This window comes from Alterinioella nitratireducens, assembly GCF_013155465.1.
In the GTDB taxonomy this organism is placed as follows: Bacteria; Pseudomonadota; Alphaproteobacteria; order Rhodobacterales; family Rhodobacteraceae; genus Alterinioella; species Alterinioella nitratireducens.
Genome location: NZ_JABJVX010000001.1, coordinates 227,079 through 243,720, shown reverse-complemented (window position 1 = coordinate 243,720; position 16,642 = coordinate 227,079). Strand labels below are relative to the sequence as shown.

Genomic DNA, 16,642 nt, shown 5'->3' with positions numbered 1-16,642 from the left:
CCATGTTCGAGGATGATGCACCCGGATTCGACGAGGCAGCCGTCGCCTATACCGCCCGCCCCGCAGGCGACGGCGCGGAACGGCTGGCACGTCTGCGCCTGATCAGATCGCGCCGCGTCGGCCCCGCCACCTATCGCCGCCTGATGGCAGAGCATGGCAACGCAACTGCCGCGCTCGATGCTCTGCCCGACATCGCGCAGGCCGCCGGTGTCGACAGCTACACCGCCTGTCCCGAGGGTGTCGCACTGGCCGAGGTTCGCGCGGCCAGACGCGCAGGCGCCCGGATGCTCAGCCTGGGCGATCCGACCTATCCCGCAGCACTTTGCGACCTCACCGATGCGCCGCCCGTCCTCTGGGCGCTTGGCGACACCGATCTGCTGACCCGCCCGATGATCGCGATGGTCGGCACCCGCAACGCCTCGTCGCTCGGGGCGCGGATGGCGACGCGGCTGGCCGCTGACCTGGCCGCGGCGGGCTATGTCATCGTCTCGGGCCTCGCGCGCGGCATCGACACGCTGGCGCATAAGGCGGCGCTGAAGACCGGCACCATCGCGGTGCAGGCGGGCGGGCTCGACGTGGTCTACCCCGCCGAGAACACCGACCTGGCGGCGGATATCGCCAAATCCGGCCTGCGCCTCTCCGAACAGGCCTTCGGGATGGAGGCGCAGGCGCGCCATTTCCCGCGCCGCAACCGCATCGTCTCAGGCCTTGCCCTCGGCGTCGTGGTGGTGGAGGCGGCGGCGCGCTCCGGCAGCCTGATCACGGCGAAGAACGCGCTCGACCAGGGGCGCGAGGTGCTGGCGGTGCCGGGCCACCCGATGGATACCCGCGCCTCGGGCTGCAACCTGCTGCTGCGCGACGGCGCGACGCTGGTGCGCGGCGCCGAGGACGTGATCGAGGCGCTTGGCCCCCCCGCGCCGCAACAGGCCCGGATGCAGGTGCAGGAGCCGCCCGCCCCTCCGCCGCAACCCCAGCGCCCCTGGCGCGACCACGCCGCGCTGCACCGCCAGATCCTGGGTCAGCTTGGCCCCGCTCCGGTCTCGGAGGATCAGCTGTTGCGCGACCTGGGCGTCAGCACGGGCGAGGCTGCGCCGATGCTGGCCGCGCTGGAACTGGACGGAGAGATCACCCGCCAACCCGGCGGGCTGATCTCGATCGGCGCACCGCGCGGTTAGCCGCTCCTCGGGCCTGCGGCCCTCCTCGCCCATTCCCGCCACCTCGGTCCCCTTTTTCCGATCACGCATTGACAAGCGCGGGTGAGGCACCACATGTTCGCCCGCCACCCAAGCGCCGTTATCTGAAGGTTCATGAATGCCCGTCGTCGTCGTCGAATCCCCTGCCAAAGCCAAGACAATCAACAAATATCTCGGCTCCGACTACACGGTGCTCGCCTCCTACGGCCATGTGCGCGACCTGCCCCCCAAGGACGGATCGGTCGACACCGAGAACGGGTTCGAGATGAAATGGGAGGTCGGTGCCGACAGCCGCAAGCACGTCAAGGCCATCGCCGATGCGCTGAAGGACGACAACAACCTGATCCTCGCCACCGACCCCGACCGCGAGGGCGAGGCGATCAGCTGGCACCTGGAAGAGGCGCTGCGCAAAAGGAAGGCGATCAGGAAGGACACGCCGGTTTCCCGCGTCGTCTTCAACGCGATCACCAAATCCGCCGTGACCGAGGCGATGAAGAACCCGCGCGAGGTCGATGCGCCACTGGTCGAGGCCTACCTGGCCCGCCGCGCGCTGGATTACCTCGTCGGTTTCAATCTCTCTCCGGTCCTCTGGCGCAAGCTGCCGGGGGCGAAATCGGCGGGCCGGGTGCAATCGGTCTGCCTGCGCCTGATCGTCGAACGCGAGATGGAGATCGAGGCCTTCAACCCGCGCGAATACTGGTCCGTCAAGGCGGTGCTGGAAACCCCGCGCGGGAAACGCTTCGAGGCGCGGCTGACCACGCTTGGCGGCAAGAAGCTGGATCGTTTCGACCTGGAAACCGCCGCCGCTGCCGGTCTGGCGGTCAAGGCGGTCGCCTCGCGCGCGCTCAGCGCCGTGCGGGTCGAGGCCAAACCCGGCACCCGCAACCCCTCCGCGCCCTTCATGACCTCGACCCTGCAACAGGAGGCGAGTCGCAAATTCGGTTTCGGCGCGCGCCAGACCATGAGCACCGCGCAGCGGCTCTATGAGGCGGGTCACATCACCTATATGCGGACCGACGGCATCGACATGGCGCCCGAGGCGGTGAGTGCCGCGCGCGACACGATCGGCACGCTTTACGGCGCCAATTACGTGCCGGACAAGCCGCGCCTCTACAAGAACAAGGCCAAGAACGCGCAGGAGGCGCATGAATGCGTGCGCCCGACCGACATGTCGCTGACACTCGACAAGATCAAGCTGAGCGAGCCGGACCAGCGCAAGCTCTATGAACTGATCTGGAAACGTACCATCGCCAGCCAGATGGAATCGGTCCGGCTGGAACGCACCACCGTCGATATCGCCGATGACAGCGGCGAGGTCGCCCTGCGCGCCACCGGCCAGGTGATCAATTTCGACGGCTTCCTGAAGGTCTACGAGGAAGGCCGCGACGATGACGAGGGCGAAGACAGCGCCCGCCTGCCCCAGATCGACGAGGGCGACGCGTTGAAGCCGGTTGCGGGCGCGCTGGAGGCGGAATGGACAAAACTGTCAGAAAAAGCGGACAACCCTGCCACGAAATCGGAAGGCGCGCGGGTCAATGAGGTCGCGATCCTCAGCACATCCGGCGCAGTCCTCGGGCTCCAGCACCACACCCAGCCGCCGCCGCGCTACACCGAGGCGACACTGGTCAAGCGGATGGAGGAGTTGGGTATCGGGCGACCCTCGACCTATGCCTCGATCGTGACCACGATCCAGGACCGCGAATATGTGACCAAGGACAAGAACCGGTTGATTCCAGAGGATAAGGGGCGGATCGTCACCATCTTCCTGCTGAATTTCTTCCGCAAATACGTGGGCTATGAATTCACCGCCAACCTGGAGGAGGAGCTTGACGATGTCTCCGCCGGGGATCGCGATTACAAGCAGGTGCTGGCCCAGTTCTGGCGCGACTTTTCCGCCGCGATTTCAGAGACATCCGAGCTGCGGATCACCGAAGTCCTGGACAAGCTGGACGCAGCGCTCGCGCCGCAACTCTACCCCCCGCGCGAGGACGGCTCGGACCCGCGCATCTGCCCGCTTTGCGGCACCGGCAAGCTGCATCTCAAGACCTCGAGAACCGGCGGCTTCGTGGGCTGCGGCAACTACCCGGAATGCCGTTACACCCGGCCCATCGGCGGCGATCCGGAAAACCTGACCGGCGACAAGGTGTTGGGCGAGGATGGTGAGGATGTGATCACCCTGCGCTCGGGCCGGTTCGGGCCATACGTGCAGCGTGGCGAGGCGACGGAAGAGAACAAGAAACCGCCCCGCGCCTCGCTTCCGAAAGGCTGGCGGCCCGAGGATATGGACCTGGAAAAGGCGCTGACGCTGCTGTCCCTGCCGCGCCAGATCGGCCCGCACCCCGAGGATGGCGAGCCGGTCGAGGCGGGCATCGGACGCTACGGGCCTTTCGTCAAGCATGGCCGCATCTACGCCAACCTGCCCGAGGTCGAGGAGGTCTTTACCGTCGGCATGAACCGCGCGGTGGAGCTTATTGCCGAGAAAGCCGCCAAGCGCGGCGGCGGACGGGCGGCGGCAAAGCCGTTGAAGGAGTTGGGCGACCATCCCGAGAAAGGTGGCCCCGTCAACGTGATGGATGGGCGCTATGGGCCGTATGTGAAATGGGAGAAGGTCAACGCGACGATCCCGAAGGGCACGGAGCCCGCGGATGTCACGATGGAGATGGCCGTGCAACTGATCAAGGAACGCGCGGCCAAGGGCGGCAAGACGAAGACGGCGCGCAAGAAGAAGGCGTCGTAGCTTTTCTCACGGGCGGTGTCGAATTGCTTCGCAATCCGATCCGCCGGGGCTCTGCCCGTCGCCGTCGCCAGTGGGTTCTCGAACCAATGGCGCAACCACTGGCAACTCGCTCGGACCAATGGCGCAGCAATGACGACCCCGAGGTATTTTCAGCAAAATGAAAGTAAAGTCGGCCGGAGTTCGGTCCTTTTTCGCGAGAATGTCAGATGGCAAATAAATCTCCAAGACAGGCGAGACCAGCCCCGCCCATCTTGATCTTTCCGCGCCCGTGTCCGACATGGCCTTGTAGACACGCCGCACGAGGATCGAGATGACCGACATTGCCCCCCTGACGCCGCGCCCCGAGGTGATGGAGTTCCTGCTGACCCGCCGCTCGCGCCCCGCCAAGACACTGACCGGGCCGGTGCCGGATCGGGAGACGGTCGAGACGCTGCTCCGTGCTGCCGCCCGCAGCCCCGATCACGGCAAGCTGGAACCTTGGCGCTTTATCGTGCTGGAGCGGGCGGCCTGCACGCGGCTGGCAGAGCTGACCGCGACGCGGGGGGCCGAGGCCGGGTTGGATGCTGAAAAGGTCGAGAAATCGCGCCGCAGCTTTGCCGATGCGCATCTGGTCGTTGCGGTCATCGCGTCTCCGGTCGAGGCCGAAAAGGTGCCGGAGGTCGAGCAAATCCTCTCTGTCGGCGCGGTCTGCCTGGCGCTGGTCAATGCGGCGCTGGCCAGCGGATGGGGCGCCAACTGGCTGACCGGCTGGATGGCGATGGACCGGGGGTTCCTGAGCCAGGGCCTGACGCTGGAGGAGCATGAATTCGTCGCGGGCTTCATCCACCTGGGCACGGAAACCGCCCTGCCCCCGGAACGCCCGCGCCCCGACCTCGACCGCATCACCACCTGGGTGACGGAATGATCCTGACCGATTTCCTGCGCGCGCTGCGGCAATTGCCCGACCCGCGCTTTGCCTCTGTCCTCCTGACCGGGCTGGCGCTGACCGTGGCGCTGCTTGTCGGGATCTACTGGCTGGTCGCGCTGCTGATCGGCTGGCTGGTGCCCGAGACCCTCACCCTGCCCTGGATCGGCGAGATCGGCGGCATTGGCACCGCCGCGGGGTGGGCCGCCGTGCCGGTGATGCTGCTCGCCTCGATCTTCCTGATGATCCCGGTCGCCTCGGCCTTCACCGGCATTTTCCTCGACCGGATCGCCGATGCGGTGGAGGATCGGCATTACCCCACCCTGCCGCCCGCGCGCCACCAGGGGCTGGCCGAGGGGCTGGTGGACTCGGCGCGGTTTCTCGGGCTGCTGGTCGCCGTCAACCTCGTCGCGCTGATCGCCTATATCTTCCTGGCCCCGCTTGCGCCGCTGATCTTCTGGGGCGTGAACGGCATTCTCCTGGGCCGCGAATACGCACAACTTGTGGCGTTGCGGCGGATGGAGCCCACTGAGGCCCGCCGCTTTCGCAAGCGTCACCAGGTGCAGATCTTCGCCGCGGGTGTGCTGATGGCGGTGCCGCTGACGATCCCGGTGATCAACCTTCTGGTGCCGATCCTGGGGGCCGCCACCTTCACGCATCTCTATCACCGGCTGAACCGGAATTAGCCGCCCGGACCGCCGAAACGGCGGAAGAGGTCGAAATCATCCACCGTGATCCAGCCCTTCAGGATCACGCCGACAATCACCAGCCACAGCACCAGTGCCACGATTGATGTGAGAATGAACTTGCGCTTGAGGCGAGGCTCTACCGGGCTGGAGCCCATGGTGCCGCGCACCCGCGATCCGGCCTCGTCCTGGGTGGTCAGGTTCAGCGGCAGGATCACGAAAAGCGTCATGAACCAGATCACGGCCAGAAGCGCGATGGCGGAAAAGATCGACATCACACCTGCTCCAATTCGACCAGCGTGCCGGTGAAATCCTTGGGATGCAGGAACAGCACCGGCTTGCCATGCGCGCCGATCCTGGGCTCGCCGGTGCCAAGGACACGTGCGCCCGAGGATTGCAGCCGGTCGCGGGCGGACAGGATATCCTCGACCTCGTAGCAGATGTGATGGATGCCGCCCGAGGGGTTCTTCTCCAGGAAACCCGCGATCGGGCTGCCCTCGCCCAGGGGGTGCAGAAGCTCGATCTTGGTGTTGGGAAGCTCGATGAAGACGACGGTGACGCCGTGGTCGGGCTCATCCTGGGGCGGGTTCACTATTGCCCCCAACGTGTCGCGATACTGGGCGGTTGCCGCCTCCAGATCGGGCACCGCGATGGCGACGTGGTTGAGCCGTCCGATCATCCGATTTCCTTCCTTGCTGGTCTGGTCCCGGATATGGCGCTGCGGCCGCGAAAAGACAAGCGGCGCGTCGCCGCGGCGACATTTACGATCTGTCAACCTTGAGACTGTTTAATCATCCCCAGAATCGCCTTTGGGGGGCTATGATTATGGAAACCGATACGTCCAGAACGGATACTGACCTGCCGTTCTTTCATCCGAAACCGACGCCCGCGCGGCCCTTGCAGGGGCTGACCATCCTGGCGGTGGAAGACAGCCGCTTCGCATCCGAGGCGCTGCGCCTGTTGTGCCTGCGCTCGGGCGCGCGCATCCGGCGGGCCGACTGCCTGGCCTCGGCCCATCGGCACCTGAGAACCTACCGGCCTTCGGTCGCGGTGGTCGATCTGGGGCTGCCGGACGGCTCGGGCCTGTCGCTGATCCGCGAAATGAACCGCGCCGCGCACCGGGTGCCGGTCGTGCTGGCCACTTCGGGCGCGGAGCGGGAAGCGGCGGCCAGGACGGCGCTTGAGGCCGGGGCGGACGGGTTCCTGCCCAAGCCGGTCGACACGCTGGCCGCCTTCCAGTCCGAGATCCTGCGTCACCTGCCCGAGGATATGCGCCCGCAAGGGCCGCGCCCGCTGGATGCGACGGTGCTGGAGCCTGACCGTCTGGCGCTGCGCGAAGACCTGGCCCATGCCATCGCGCTGCTGGACCGGGACGCGCCGCCGATGGGGTATCTGCGCCGGTTCCTGCTTGGGCTGGCCCGCTCGGCGCATGACACGTTGCTGGCGGAAACCGCGACCGCGCTGCCGGGAACGTTGAAGCAGGGCGAACGGGCGCGGCTCAAGGCGCAGCTGGCCTCCCGGATGGCGGGCATGGCGGCGGTCTGATCGGCCCCCGTGACCTATCGCAGCAACCCGGGATCGGCGCCCAGGTCGAGCCCGGGAAACACCTGGCCTTCCAATGCGCCGCGGTCGGTGCCGAAAAGCCCCGCCATGGCCCACCCGGCATAGGCGCGGATATCGCGGGTCGGCATCAGGTCGCGCCGATCGAAGAGCGCGGCCTCCTCCAGCCCCGGCCAATCGCCCAACACCATGCCCCCGCGCACGGCGCCGCCCGCCATGATCAACGCGCTGCCGGTGCCGTGATCGGTGCCGCCGCTGCCGTTCTCAGCCGCCGTGCGGCCGAACTCTGTCATTGCCAGAACGGTGGTCTGGCTCCAATCCGGCCCAAGCCCCGCGCGCAGCCGCAAGATCGCGGTCGACAGATGGCCGAGCGCGCGGGTCAGCCCGCCTTGCTGGCTGCGATGCGTGTCCCAACCGCCGATCGAAAAACTGGCGATCCGCGCCTCGGCGCGCAGCCGTTCGGCGGCGAAATCGGCAATCACGTTGACAGCTTCGGCCTGGCCCGCGCCTGCCATCGCGTCCTGCATCCCCGCCATCATCCCGTCGCCCTCCGCTTCGGAGAAGTCGCCGTGGAGCAGACCGGACAGGAATTGCGCCTCATCGAAAGTTGCCTGGAACAGCGGATCGTCATGGTAGACGGCGGCCAGCAGGTCCGAGGTCGCGGGCGACAGCAGCAGGCGCGCGGCGGGCGACCAGTCCGAGGTGGGCGCGGACCCACGCAGGATCAGCGCCTCGTCCCGGCCTACGGCCAGCGCGGTTTCCCGCGTCGCACCGGGAATGGTCTGCACCAGCCGGTTGAGCCAGCCATCACGCGCATCCGCGCCCGGCCCGGTCCCCGCCTCCAGAAGATCCTGACCGTCGAAATGGCTGCGCGCGTTGCGGTAGGGCGTTGAAACAGCGTGGGCAAAACCAAGCTCACCGGCCTGCCAAAGCGGCCAGAGATCGCGCAGACCGGGATGCAGCGCGAAGAACCCGTCAAGGTCGCGCGCGCCTGCATCGGGCCCGATATCGAAGCCGGGGCGAAGCCTCGCCAGCGCCGGGTCGCCATAGGGCTGCACCACGTCCAGCCCGTCCATCGCGCCGCGCAAGATGATGACGACCAGCCGGTGATCGGTGGGCAACGAGGCGAAGGCCACGGGTGTGATCAGCGGGCTGGCGGCGGCCGAGCATCCAAGCGCAAGCATCTGGCGGCGGGTGATTGCGGGCATGTCAGCTCCTCTGGAACTCGGGCGCGGCCAGCACGATGCCAACCCCCTCGGCGCGGGTTTCGGCGCGGGCGGCGGCGCGACGCAGATCGGGGCTGGCCGTGTCGCCAAGCGCGGTCACGACGAAATCGCGCGGATCGGGCGGCCGCGGCATCTCGCTCGCCGTCAGCATCGCCCACCCGATCCGAGCGGCCAGCGTCTGGGGCCGGATCCACTCGCGGTCATCGTCGAAATAGCCATCCGGACCCGCCGCCCCCTGCCAGCGCTGGCCCATGGCAATGAGCGGCAGGTTCAGCCGCGTGTTGACCCTCTGACGCGAAGCATTGGCGATCTGGTCTGGCGGAGTTCCGAGGGCGCGCAGCGCCGAGGTGATGAAATGAAACGGGCGCTTGACCCGCCCCGGCACATCCGCCCAGGCGGCGGGATGTGACAGCATCGTGTCCAGGACCGGCAAGAAGGCGCCGCCGGTATCGTCCCAGGCCGCCGCCATGGTGTCTATCAGGCCGGGATCGGGCGTGTCGGAGATGAAATAGTCGGCCAGCTTGCCGCAAATATGGCGCGCGGTTTCGGGGCGCAGGGCAAGATCGTGCAGGGCCGCCCGGATCTCGGAGAGATCGGCCGAACGCGCCCCGCCATAGGTCGCGCCGAAGACCGTTTCAGCGCCCGGTTCGGCATGGCCGGGGCGAAAGATCAGCTCCCGCCTCTGGCGGATGCCGATACCGGTCAGCAACTCGGCCATTTCGCGCACGTCGCGCTGGCTGTAGCCCGCATCGACGCCGAGCGTGTGCAGTTCCAGCACCTCGCGCGCCAGGTTCTCGTTCAGGCTGAGCCCGGTCCGCAATCCGGCAGGCGAATTGGGTCCGACCGAGCGATCCTGATCAAGGTAGAGCACCATCGCGGGATGCAGGACAGCCGATGCCAGCATGTCGCCGAACCGGCCCGCGACATGGGGGCGAATGGCGTCCTCGACATAGCCGGTGATGGCGCCCCGCATCGCGGCGCTGCGGCGCACGGTGGTGAAATGATCGGCCCAGAACCAGGTCAGGCGTTCGCGAAGGCCATCCGGGCTGGCCACGCCACGCGCAAGCGTCAGCGCCATCTGGCGAAAATTGTCCTCGCGCATTTCGCGCGACAGGCGTTCGGACAGCGCAGCCTCGGCCTCGCCCTGCGTGAGGTCGCGGCGGGCAGCGACAAATTCCAGCGCACGTTCTGCGCGCGCCGCATACCCTTCCTGCGGAAAGGCGGCGGCGATCTGGTCGGGACCGGCCAGACGGGCCAGCATCTCGTCACGCGAGGCAGGCGGATGGGCGGGCGAAAGCCCGGTGCCGAAGCGAATTTGTGCGTGGAAGGACATCGGGCAAAAACATCCGGTCAAGTCGGTCTGAGCGCAACCATACCTTACCCATCAGAGGCGCGATAGATCAAGATGAGGGCGGCGAGCAGCAATCCGCCGCCCCCTCGGTCAGTCCTGCGGAATGACGCGCAGGCCCAGTTCCATCAGTTGCCCGGATGCAGGCTCGGACGGGGCGTCCATCATCAGATCCTCGGCGCGCTGGTTCATCGGGAAGAGGATGACCTCGCGGATATTGGCCTCATCGGCCAGGAGCATCACGATCCGGTCGATCCCTGCCGCACATCCACCATGCGGCGGCGCGCCGAAGGTGAAGGCGTTGACCATGCCGCCGAAACGCTTGCGCACCTCCGCCTCGCCGTAGCCGGCCAGTTCGAACGCCTTGAACATGATCTCGGGCTTGTGGTTCCGGATCGCGCCCGAGACCAGTTCATACCCGTTGCAGGCCAGATCATACTGGTAGCCGAGCGCCTCCAGCGGATCACCTTCCAGTGCCGCCATCCCGCCTTGCGGCATCGAGAACGGGTTATGGCTGAAGTCGATCCTGCCGGTGTCCTCGTCCTTCTCGTAGAGCGGGAAATCGACGATCCAGGCGAAGGCGAAGCGGTTTTCTTCGGTCAGTTTCAGCTCGTTGCCAATGACAGTGCGGGCACGGCCTGCGACAAGCTCGAACTGGGACGGCTTGCCCGCCAGGAAGAACGCCGCGTCGCCGACGCCAAGGCCAAGCTGCGTGCGGATCGCTTCGGTGCGTTCGGGGCCGATATTCTTGGCCAAGGGGCCTGCGGCTTCAAATGGACCGAAATATGCGTTCAACAGAAATTCGGCCTGAGCGCTTTCGCCGCCTTGCCAATGCGTTTCAATCCGATCACGAACCTCGTTTAGATCACCGTCTTCACGCTCGCGCCTCTTAAGAGCGTTTCGAAGCGCTTCGCCTCCGTCTTTTTCTCGGATTTCCCATGCTTGCAGCATAGACATGAGGTCCAGTTCTGCATCTTCATCCTCGGCGTCGTTCTTTTGCAAGTCAGTCTTCGGTCGTTCACGCCAGAAGATATAGCCCATGCCGGGCAGCCCTTCCTCCTGCGCGAACTTGTTCATGCGGTCGCAGAACTTGCGGCTGCCGCCCCCCGGCGCGGGGATGGCGCGCACCTCTGTGCCGTCTTGCTCCAACAGCTTGGCGAAGATGGCGAAGCCCGAGCCGCGGAAATGGTCACTGACCACCTGCATCTTGATCGGATTGCGCAGGTCGGGCTTGTCGGTGCCATACCAGAGCGCGGCATCCCGATAGGAAATCTGCGGCCAGACCTTGTCGACCGAATGCCCCTCGCCGAATTCCTCGAAAATCCCCTGGATCACCGGCTGGATGGTCGCGAACACATCCTCCTGCGTGACGAAACTCATCTCCATGTCGAGCTGGTAGAAATCGGTGGGCGAGCGGTCGGCGCGCGGGTCTTCGTCGCGGAAACACGGCGCGATCTGGAAATACTTGTCGAAGCCCGAGACCATCAGAAGCTGCTTGAACTGCTGCGGGGCCTGCGGCAGGGCGTAGAACTTGCCCGGATGCAGGCGGCTTGGCACCAGGAAATCGCGCGCGCCTTCGGGCGAGGATGCGGTGATGATGGGGGTCTGGAACTCGTTGAAATCGGCGTCCCACATGCGTTGCCGGATCGAGCGGACGACATCCGAGCGCAGTTTCATGTTCTTCTGCATCTTCTCGCGCCGCAGATCGAGAAAGCGGTAGCGCAGGCGCGTTTCTTCCGGGTAGTCCTGATCACCGAACACCATCAGCGGCAATTCACCGGCCGCGCCCAGAACCTCCAGGTCACGCACGAAAACCTCGATCTCGCCGGTCGGCAGGTTCGGGTTGACCAGCGACGCGTCACGTTCCAGCACGGTGCCGTCGATGCGGATGCACCATTCCGAGCGCACTTTCTCCAGCTGCGAAAAGACCGGGCTGTCACCATCGGCGATAACTTGCGTGATGCCGTAATGGTCGCGCAGGTCGATGAACAGCACCCCGCCATGGTCGCGCACCCGGTGGACCCATCCCGACAGGCGCACGGGTTCACCGACATCGGCTTTGGTCAGATCGGCGCATGTATGGCTGCGAAAGCTGTGCATGTTTAAGTCCCTTCGGGGCTGGATAATCACCCGTGCGGATACACCGTCTCAGGCGCGGGAAGTCAAGCCGCGTCATCGGCGCGAAAGGTACGGTTGCGTGCGCCAGGTCGCCAAGGGCTTGAATTCGCCGCGCGAAACGGCAATCTCGGTCGCGTAAGCGATGGAATATGTCGGGGATTTCCGAGGGAGTGCGGGCGATGTGGGAGCGCCTCTTCGATCACATTATGCGCGGCTTCGTGCGCGTGGGCCGCGTTGACGTGCAGCTTGCGGATGGCACGACCCGGACCTATTCGGGCGCCGACGGCCCGTCGGTGTCGCTGCGGTTTCACGACCCCGACCTGCCCCGCAAGCTGGTGCTGACCACCGATATGGCCCTGGGCGAGGGCTATATGGATGGCCGCCTGACCATAGGCGATGACGACCTGCGCGGGTTTCTGACCTTCCTGACCGTGAACGTGGAACGTTCGGGTCATCTGTGGTGGCGCAGGTCGTCGCAGGCCGCGAGGCGGGCACGACGCCGCTTCGACCAGTGGAACCCGGCCCATCGCGCGCGGCAGAACGTGGCGCATCATTATGACCTGTCGGCGACGCTCTACGATCTCTTCCTCGACGAAGACCGGCAATATTCCTGCGCCTATTTCCGGCAGCCCGAGATGAGCCTGGAGGAAGCGCAGGCCGCCAAGAAGGCGCATATCGCCAGAAAATTGCTGCTGGAGCCCGGAATGCGCGTGTTCGAGATCGGCTGCGGGTGGGGCGGGCTGGCGCTCAGCCTCGCGCGCGATCACGGGGCCGAGGTTCTGGGCGTCACCCTCTCGACCGAGCAACATGCCTGGGCCACCAAGCGCGCCGAGGCCGAGGGGCTGTCGGACAAGGTGAAATTCGAGCTGCGCGATTACCGCGACGTGACCGGGCAGTTCGACCGCATCGTCTCGGTCGGCATGTTCGAACATGTCGGCGTGCCGCATTACCGGACCTATTTCGACACCGTGCGCGACCGGTTGACCGAGGATGGCGTGGCCCTGATCCACACCATCGGGCGCGCGGCCCCGCCCGGCACCACCAGCCCCTGGATCACGAAATACATCTTTCCGGGCGGCTATGTCCCCGCGCTGTCGGAAATGTCGCGCGCGTTCGAGGCGGCGGGGCTCTTTCAGACCGATATCGAGGTCTGGCGGCTGCATTACGCCGAGACCCTGCGCCACTGGCTGGAGCGGTTCGAGGCCAAATCGGACGCGGCGCTGATGCTCTATGACGAGCGCTTCGTGCGCATGTGGCGCTATTACCTTGCCGCCAGCGAGATGGCATTCCGGCACGGGCGGCAATGCGTCTTCCAGGTGCAATTGGCCCGCGACAAGCAGGCGGTGCCGCTGACGCGCGACTATATGGCGTGACCCCGCGCGGGTATTTCCGCAAAACCTGCCCCCGCCCCCTTGCGCCCCGGCGCGATATGCCTAAAACGCAGAACAATTTGCGCGCGGGCCGCTCGCGCGTCCACCTGTCTGCCACCGGGGTGCCAAAATGCCGAAAAGAACCGATATCAACTCCATCATGATCATCGGCGCGGGGCCCATCGTCATCGGGCAGGCCTGCGAGTTCGACTATTCCGGCGCGCAAGCCTGCAAGGCCCTGCGCGAAGAAGGTTACCGGGTGATCCTGGTCAACTCCAACCCCGCCACGATCATGACCGATCCTGGCCTGGCCGACGCCACCTATATCGAGCCGATCACGCCCGAGATCGTGGCCAAGATCATCGAGAAGGAACGCCCCGACGCCCTCTTGCCGACCATGGGCGGGCAGACGGGCCTCAACACCAGCCTCGCGCTGGAGGAAATGGGCGTGCTTGAAAAATTCGGCGTCGAGATGATCGGGGCCAAGCGCGAGGCCATCGAAATGGCCGAGGATCGCAAGCTGTTCCGCGAGGCGATGGACCGGTTGGGGATCGAGAACCCAAAGGCCACCATCGTCACCGCCCCGAAAAAAGAGAGCGGCAAGCCCGACCTTCAGGCCGGCGTCGCCATCGCGCTGGAGGCGCTGGAGGAGATCGGCCTGCCCGCCATCATCCGCCCCGCCTACACGCTTGGCGGCACCGGCGGCGGTGTCGCCTATAACCGCGAGGATTATATCCATTACTGCCGCTCGGGCATGGATGCCTCGCCGGTCGGGCAGATCCTGATCGACGAAAGCCTTCTGGGCTGGAAGGAGTTCGAGATGGAGGTCGTGCGCGACAGCGCCGACAACGCCATCATCGTCTGTTCCATCGAAAACGTCGACCCGATGGGCGTGCACACAGGCGATTCCATCACCGTCGCCCCGGCCCTGACGCTGACCGACAAGGAGTACCAGATCATGCGCACGCATAGCATCAACGTGCTGCGCGAGATCGGGGTGGAAACCGGCGGCTCCAACGTGCAATGGGCGGTGAACCCCGATGATGGCCGCATGGTCGTGATCGAGATGAACCCGCGCGTCAGCCGCTCCTCGGCGCTGGCCTCCAAGGCCACGGGCTTTCCCATCGCCAAGATCGCCGCGAAACTGGCCGTGGGCTACACGCTGGATGAGCTGGACAATGACATCACCAAGGTGACACCGGCCAGCTTCGAGCCGACCATCGACTATGTCGTGACCAAGATCCCGCGTTTCGCCTTCGAGAAGTTTCCGGGCAGCCAGCCCAACCTGACCACGGCGATGAAATCGGTGGGCGAGGCCATGGCCATCGGGCGCACGATCCACGAGAGCCTGCAAAAGGCGCTGGCCAGCATGGAGACGGGCCTGACCGGCTTCGACGAGATCGCCATTCCGGGCGCCCCCGACAAGGCCGCGATTTTCAAGGCGCTGTCCGACCAGACGCCGGACCGCATCCGTGTCATCGCGCAGGCCATGCGCGAGGGGCTCTCGGATGACGAGATCCACGCCATCACCTCGTTCGACCCGTGGTTCCTGGCTCGTATCCGCGAGATCGTCGAGACTGAAAACAACATCCGCCTCAATGGCTTGCCACAGGATGCTGACGGGCTGCGCGCGCTCAAGATGATGGGCTTCACCGATGCGCGCCTGGCCCGTCTGACCGACGCGAAGGAATCCGATATCCGCAATGCGCGCATCGCCCAGGGCGTCGTCGCGCAGTTCAAGCGCATCGACACCTGCGCGGCGGAGTTCGAAGCGCAGACGCCTTACATGTATTCAACATATGAACACAGCGTCATGGGTGAAGCGGAATGTGAAGCGCGCCCCACAGAAGCCAGAAAAGTCGTGATTTTGGGCGGTGGACCGAACCGGATCGGCCAGGGCATCGAATTTGACTATTGCTGCTGTCATGCCTGTTTCGCCCTGACCGACGCGGGCTACGAGACGATCATGATCAACTGCAACCCCGAGACGGTGAGCACCGATTACGACACCTCGGACCGCCTCTATTTCGAGCCGCTGACCTTCGAACATGTCATGGAGATCCTGCGGGTCGAGCTGCAAAGCGGCACCCTGCACGGCGTCATCGTCCAGTTCGGCGGCCAGACGCCCCTGAAGCTGGCCAACGCGCTGGAGGAGGCGGGCATCCCGATCCTCGGCACCACGCCCGACGCCATCGACCTGGCCGAGGACCGTGAGCGGTTCCAGGACCTGGTGAACCGCCTTGGCCTGAAACAGCCCGTCAACGCCATCGCCTCCAGCGACGCGGCGGCGCGCGAGGCGGCGGAAAACCTGGGCTATCCGCTGGTCATCCGGCCCTCCTACGTGCTTGGCGGCCGCGCGATGGAGATCGTGCGCGACACCGCCCACCTGGAACGCTACATCGCCGAGGCCGTGGTGGTTTCGGGCGACAGCCCGGTGCTGCTGGACAGCTACCTGGACGGGGCCGTCGAGGTCGATGTCGATGCGCTCTGCGATGGCGAAAACGTCCATGTCGCGGGCATCATGCAGCATATCGAGGAGGCGGGCGTGCATTCCGGGGACAGCGCCTGTTGCCTGCCGCCGCATTCGCTCAGCCCTGAAATCATCGAGGAATTGAACAAGCAGACGGTGGCGCTGGCCCGGGGCCTCAAGGTGGTCGGGCTGATGAACGTGCAATTCGCGGTCAAGGACGGTGAGGTCTACCTGATCGAGGTCAACCCCCGCGCCTCGCGCACCGTGCCCTTTGTCGCCAAGGCGACGGACTCCGCGATCGCCTCCATCGCCGCGCGGCTGATGGCGGGCGAGCCCCTGACCAATTTCACCCATCGCGGCAGCTATCCCTCGGACGCCAAGCCCGGCACCCTGCCCATGGCCGACCCGATGACGCTGGCCGACCCCGCGATGCCGTGGTTCAGCGTCAAGGAAGCGGTGCTGCCCTTCGCCCGCTTCCCCGGTGTCGATACGATCCTGGGGCCCGAAATGCGTTCCACCGGCGAGGTGATGGGGTGGGACGTGTCCTTCCCCCGCGCCTTCCTCAAGGCGCAGATGGGGGCGGGCACGGTCCTGCCGCAAAGCGGCCTGGTCTTCATCTCGATCAAGGATGCCGACAAGACCGCGCAGATGCTGGAGGCGGCGCAGATCCTGACGGATCTGGGGTTCGACCTGGTGGCCACGCGCGGCTCGGCGGCCTGGCTCAAGTCTCACGGACTGACCTGCGACACGGTAAACAAGGTCTATGAGGGCCGCCCCGATATCGTCGACATGCTGAAGGACAACCGCATCGCGATGGTCCTGAACACGACCGAAGGCGCGCAAGCCGTTGAAGACAGCCGCGAAATCCGCTCGGTCGCGCTCTATGACAAGATCCCCTATTTTACCACGGCGGCCGGGTCACATTCCGCGGCACTGGCCATCCGTGCCGCGCGCGAGGGCGATATCGGCGTGCAAAGCCTGCAAGCGGTCCCCCCCGCCGCCTGAGCCGGGGGGGAAATCCGGCGTGGAC

The 16,642-nt window shown here is 65.9% G+C and carries 12 protein-coding genes; 7 read left to right on the top strand and 5 right to left on the bottom strand.

Features of this window, described 5'->3' with window-relative positions; genetic code table 11:
* Positions 1-2 precede the first annotated feature (2 nt).
* The 4 genes from dprA (at position 3) to HNS34_RS01090 (ending at position 5,520) form a co-directional block, all read left to right on the top strand.
* Positions 3-1,175, top strand: coding sequence for a DNA-processing protein DprA (gene dprA, locus HNS34_RS01105; RefSeq protein ID WP_172317152.1), 1,173 nt, complete (start codon positions 3-5; stop codon positions 1,173-1,175).
* A 136-nt stretch (positions 1,176-1,311) separates the two neighbouring features.
* Positions 1,312-3,930: a type I DNA topoisomerase gene (gene topA, locus HNS34_RS01100; RefSeq protein ID WP_172317150.1), complete on the top strand. Its 2,619-nt coding sequence runs from the start codon at positions 1,312-1,314 to the stop codon at positions 3,928-3,930.
* Positions 3,931-4,240: 310 nt separating this feature from the next.
* A complete protein-coding gene (locus HNS34_RS01095) occupies positions 4,241-4,834 on the top strand; it encodes a nitroreductase family protein (protein WP_172317148.1) in 594 nt (197 codons plus the stop codon).
* Positions 4,831-5,520, top strand: coding sequence for an EI24 domain-containing protein (locus HNS34_RS01090; RefSeq protein WP_172317146.1), 690 nt, complete (start codon positions 4,831-4,833; stop codon positions 5,518-5,520). The genes HNS34_RS01095 and HNS34_RS01090 overlap by 4 nt, the downstream gene beginning before the upstream one ends.
* On the opposite strand, the gene HNS34_RS01085 is transcribed toward HNS34_RS01090, so the two are convergent.
* Positions 5,517-5,795: a DUF1467 family protein gene (locus tag HNS34_RS01085; RefSeq protein ID WP_172317144.1), complete on the bottom strand. Its 279-nt coding sequence runs from the start codon at positions 5,793-5,795 to the stop codon at positions 5,517-5,519. The two genes, HNS34_RS01090 and HNS34_RS01085, sit on opposite strands and share 4 nt — an antisense overlap.
* Complete coding sequence (gene mce / locus HNS34_RS01080; RefSeq protein WP_172317142.1) at positions 5,795-6,199, bottom strand: methylmalonyl-CoA epimerase; 405 nt, start codon at positions 6,197-6,199, stop codon at positions 5,795-5,797. The genes HNS34_RS01085 and mce overlap by 1 nt, the downstream gene beginning before the upstream one ends.
* A 146-nt stretch (positions 6,200-6,345) precedes the next feature.
* On the opposite strand from mce, the gene HNS34_RS01075 reads away from it, so the two are divergent.
* Positions 6,346-7,065, top strand: a complete 720-nt coding sequence (locus tag HNS34_RS01075; RefSeq protein WP_172317140.1) for a response regulator transcription factor — start codon at positions 6,346-6,348, stop codon at positions 7,063-7,065.
* A gap of 14 nt (positions 7,066-7,079) precedes the next feature.
* On the opposite strand, the gene HNS34_RS01070 is transcribed toward HNS34_RS01075, so the two are convergent.
* The 3 genes from HNS34_RS01070 to aspS all read right to left on the bottom strand — a co-directional run bounded on the left by HNS34_RS01070 (position 7,080) and on the right by aspS (position 11,754).
* Positions 7,080-8,288, bottom strand: a complete 1,209-nt coding sequence (locus tag HNS34_RS01070) for a DUF1501 domain-containing protein (RefSeq protein ID WP_172317138.1) — start codon at positions 8,286-8,288, stop codon at positions 7,080-7,082.
* 1 nt (position 8,289) lies between these two features.
* On the bottom strand, positions 8,290-9,639 hold the full coding sequence (locus HNS34_RS01065; protein ID WP_172317136.1) for a DUF1800 domain-containing protein: 1,350 nt from the start codon (positions 9,637-9,639) through the stop codon (positions 8,290-8,292).
* Positions 9,640-9,747: 108 nt separating this feature from the next.
* Positions 9,748-11,754 (bottom strand): aspartate--tRNA ligase, encoded by a 2,007-nt coding sequence (gene aspS, locus HNS34_RS01060; protein ID WP_172317134.1) that lies wholly within the window; start codon positions 11,752-11,754, stop codon positions 9,748-9,750.
* A 197-nt stretch (positions 11,755-11,951) separates the two neighbouring features.
* On the opposite strand from aspS, the gene HNS34_RS01055 reads away from it, so the two are divergent.
* Both HNS34_RS01055 and carB read left to right on the top strand, forming a co-directional pair.
* Positions 11,952-13,145, top strand: a complete 1,194-nt coding sequence (locus tag HNS34_RS01055; protein ID WP_172317132.1) for an SAM-dependent methyltransferase — start codon at positions 11,952-11,954, stop codon at positions 13,143-13,145.
* Between the two features lie 127 nt (positions 13,146-13,272).
* Positions 13,273-16,617, top strand: coding sequence for a carbamoyl-phosphate synthase large subunit (carB, locus tag HNS34_RS01050; RefSeq protein ID WP_172317130.1), 3,345 nt, complete (start codon positions 13,273-13,275; stop codon positions 16,615-16,617).
* Positions 16,618-16,642: the final 25 nt, after the last annotated feature.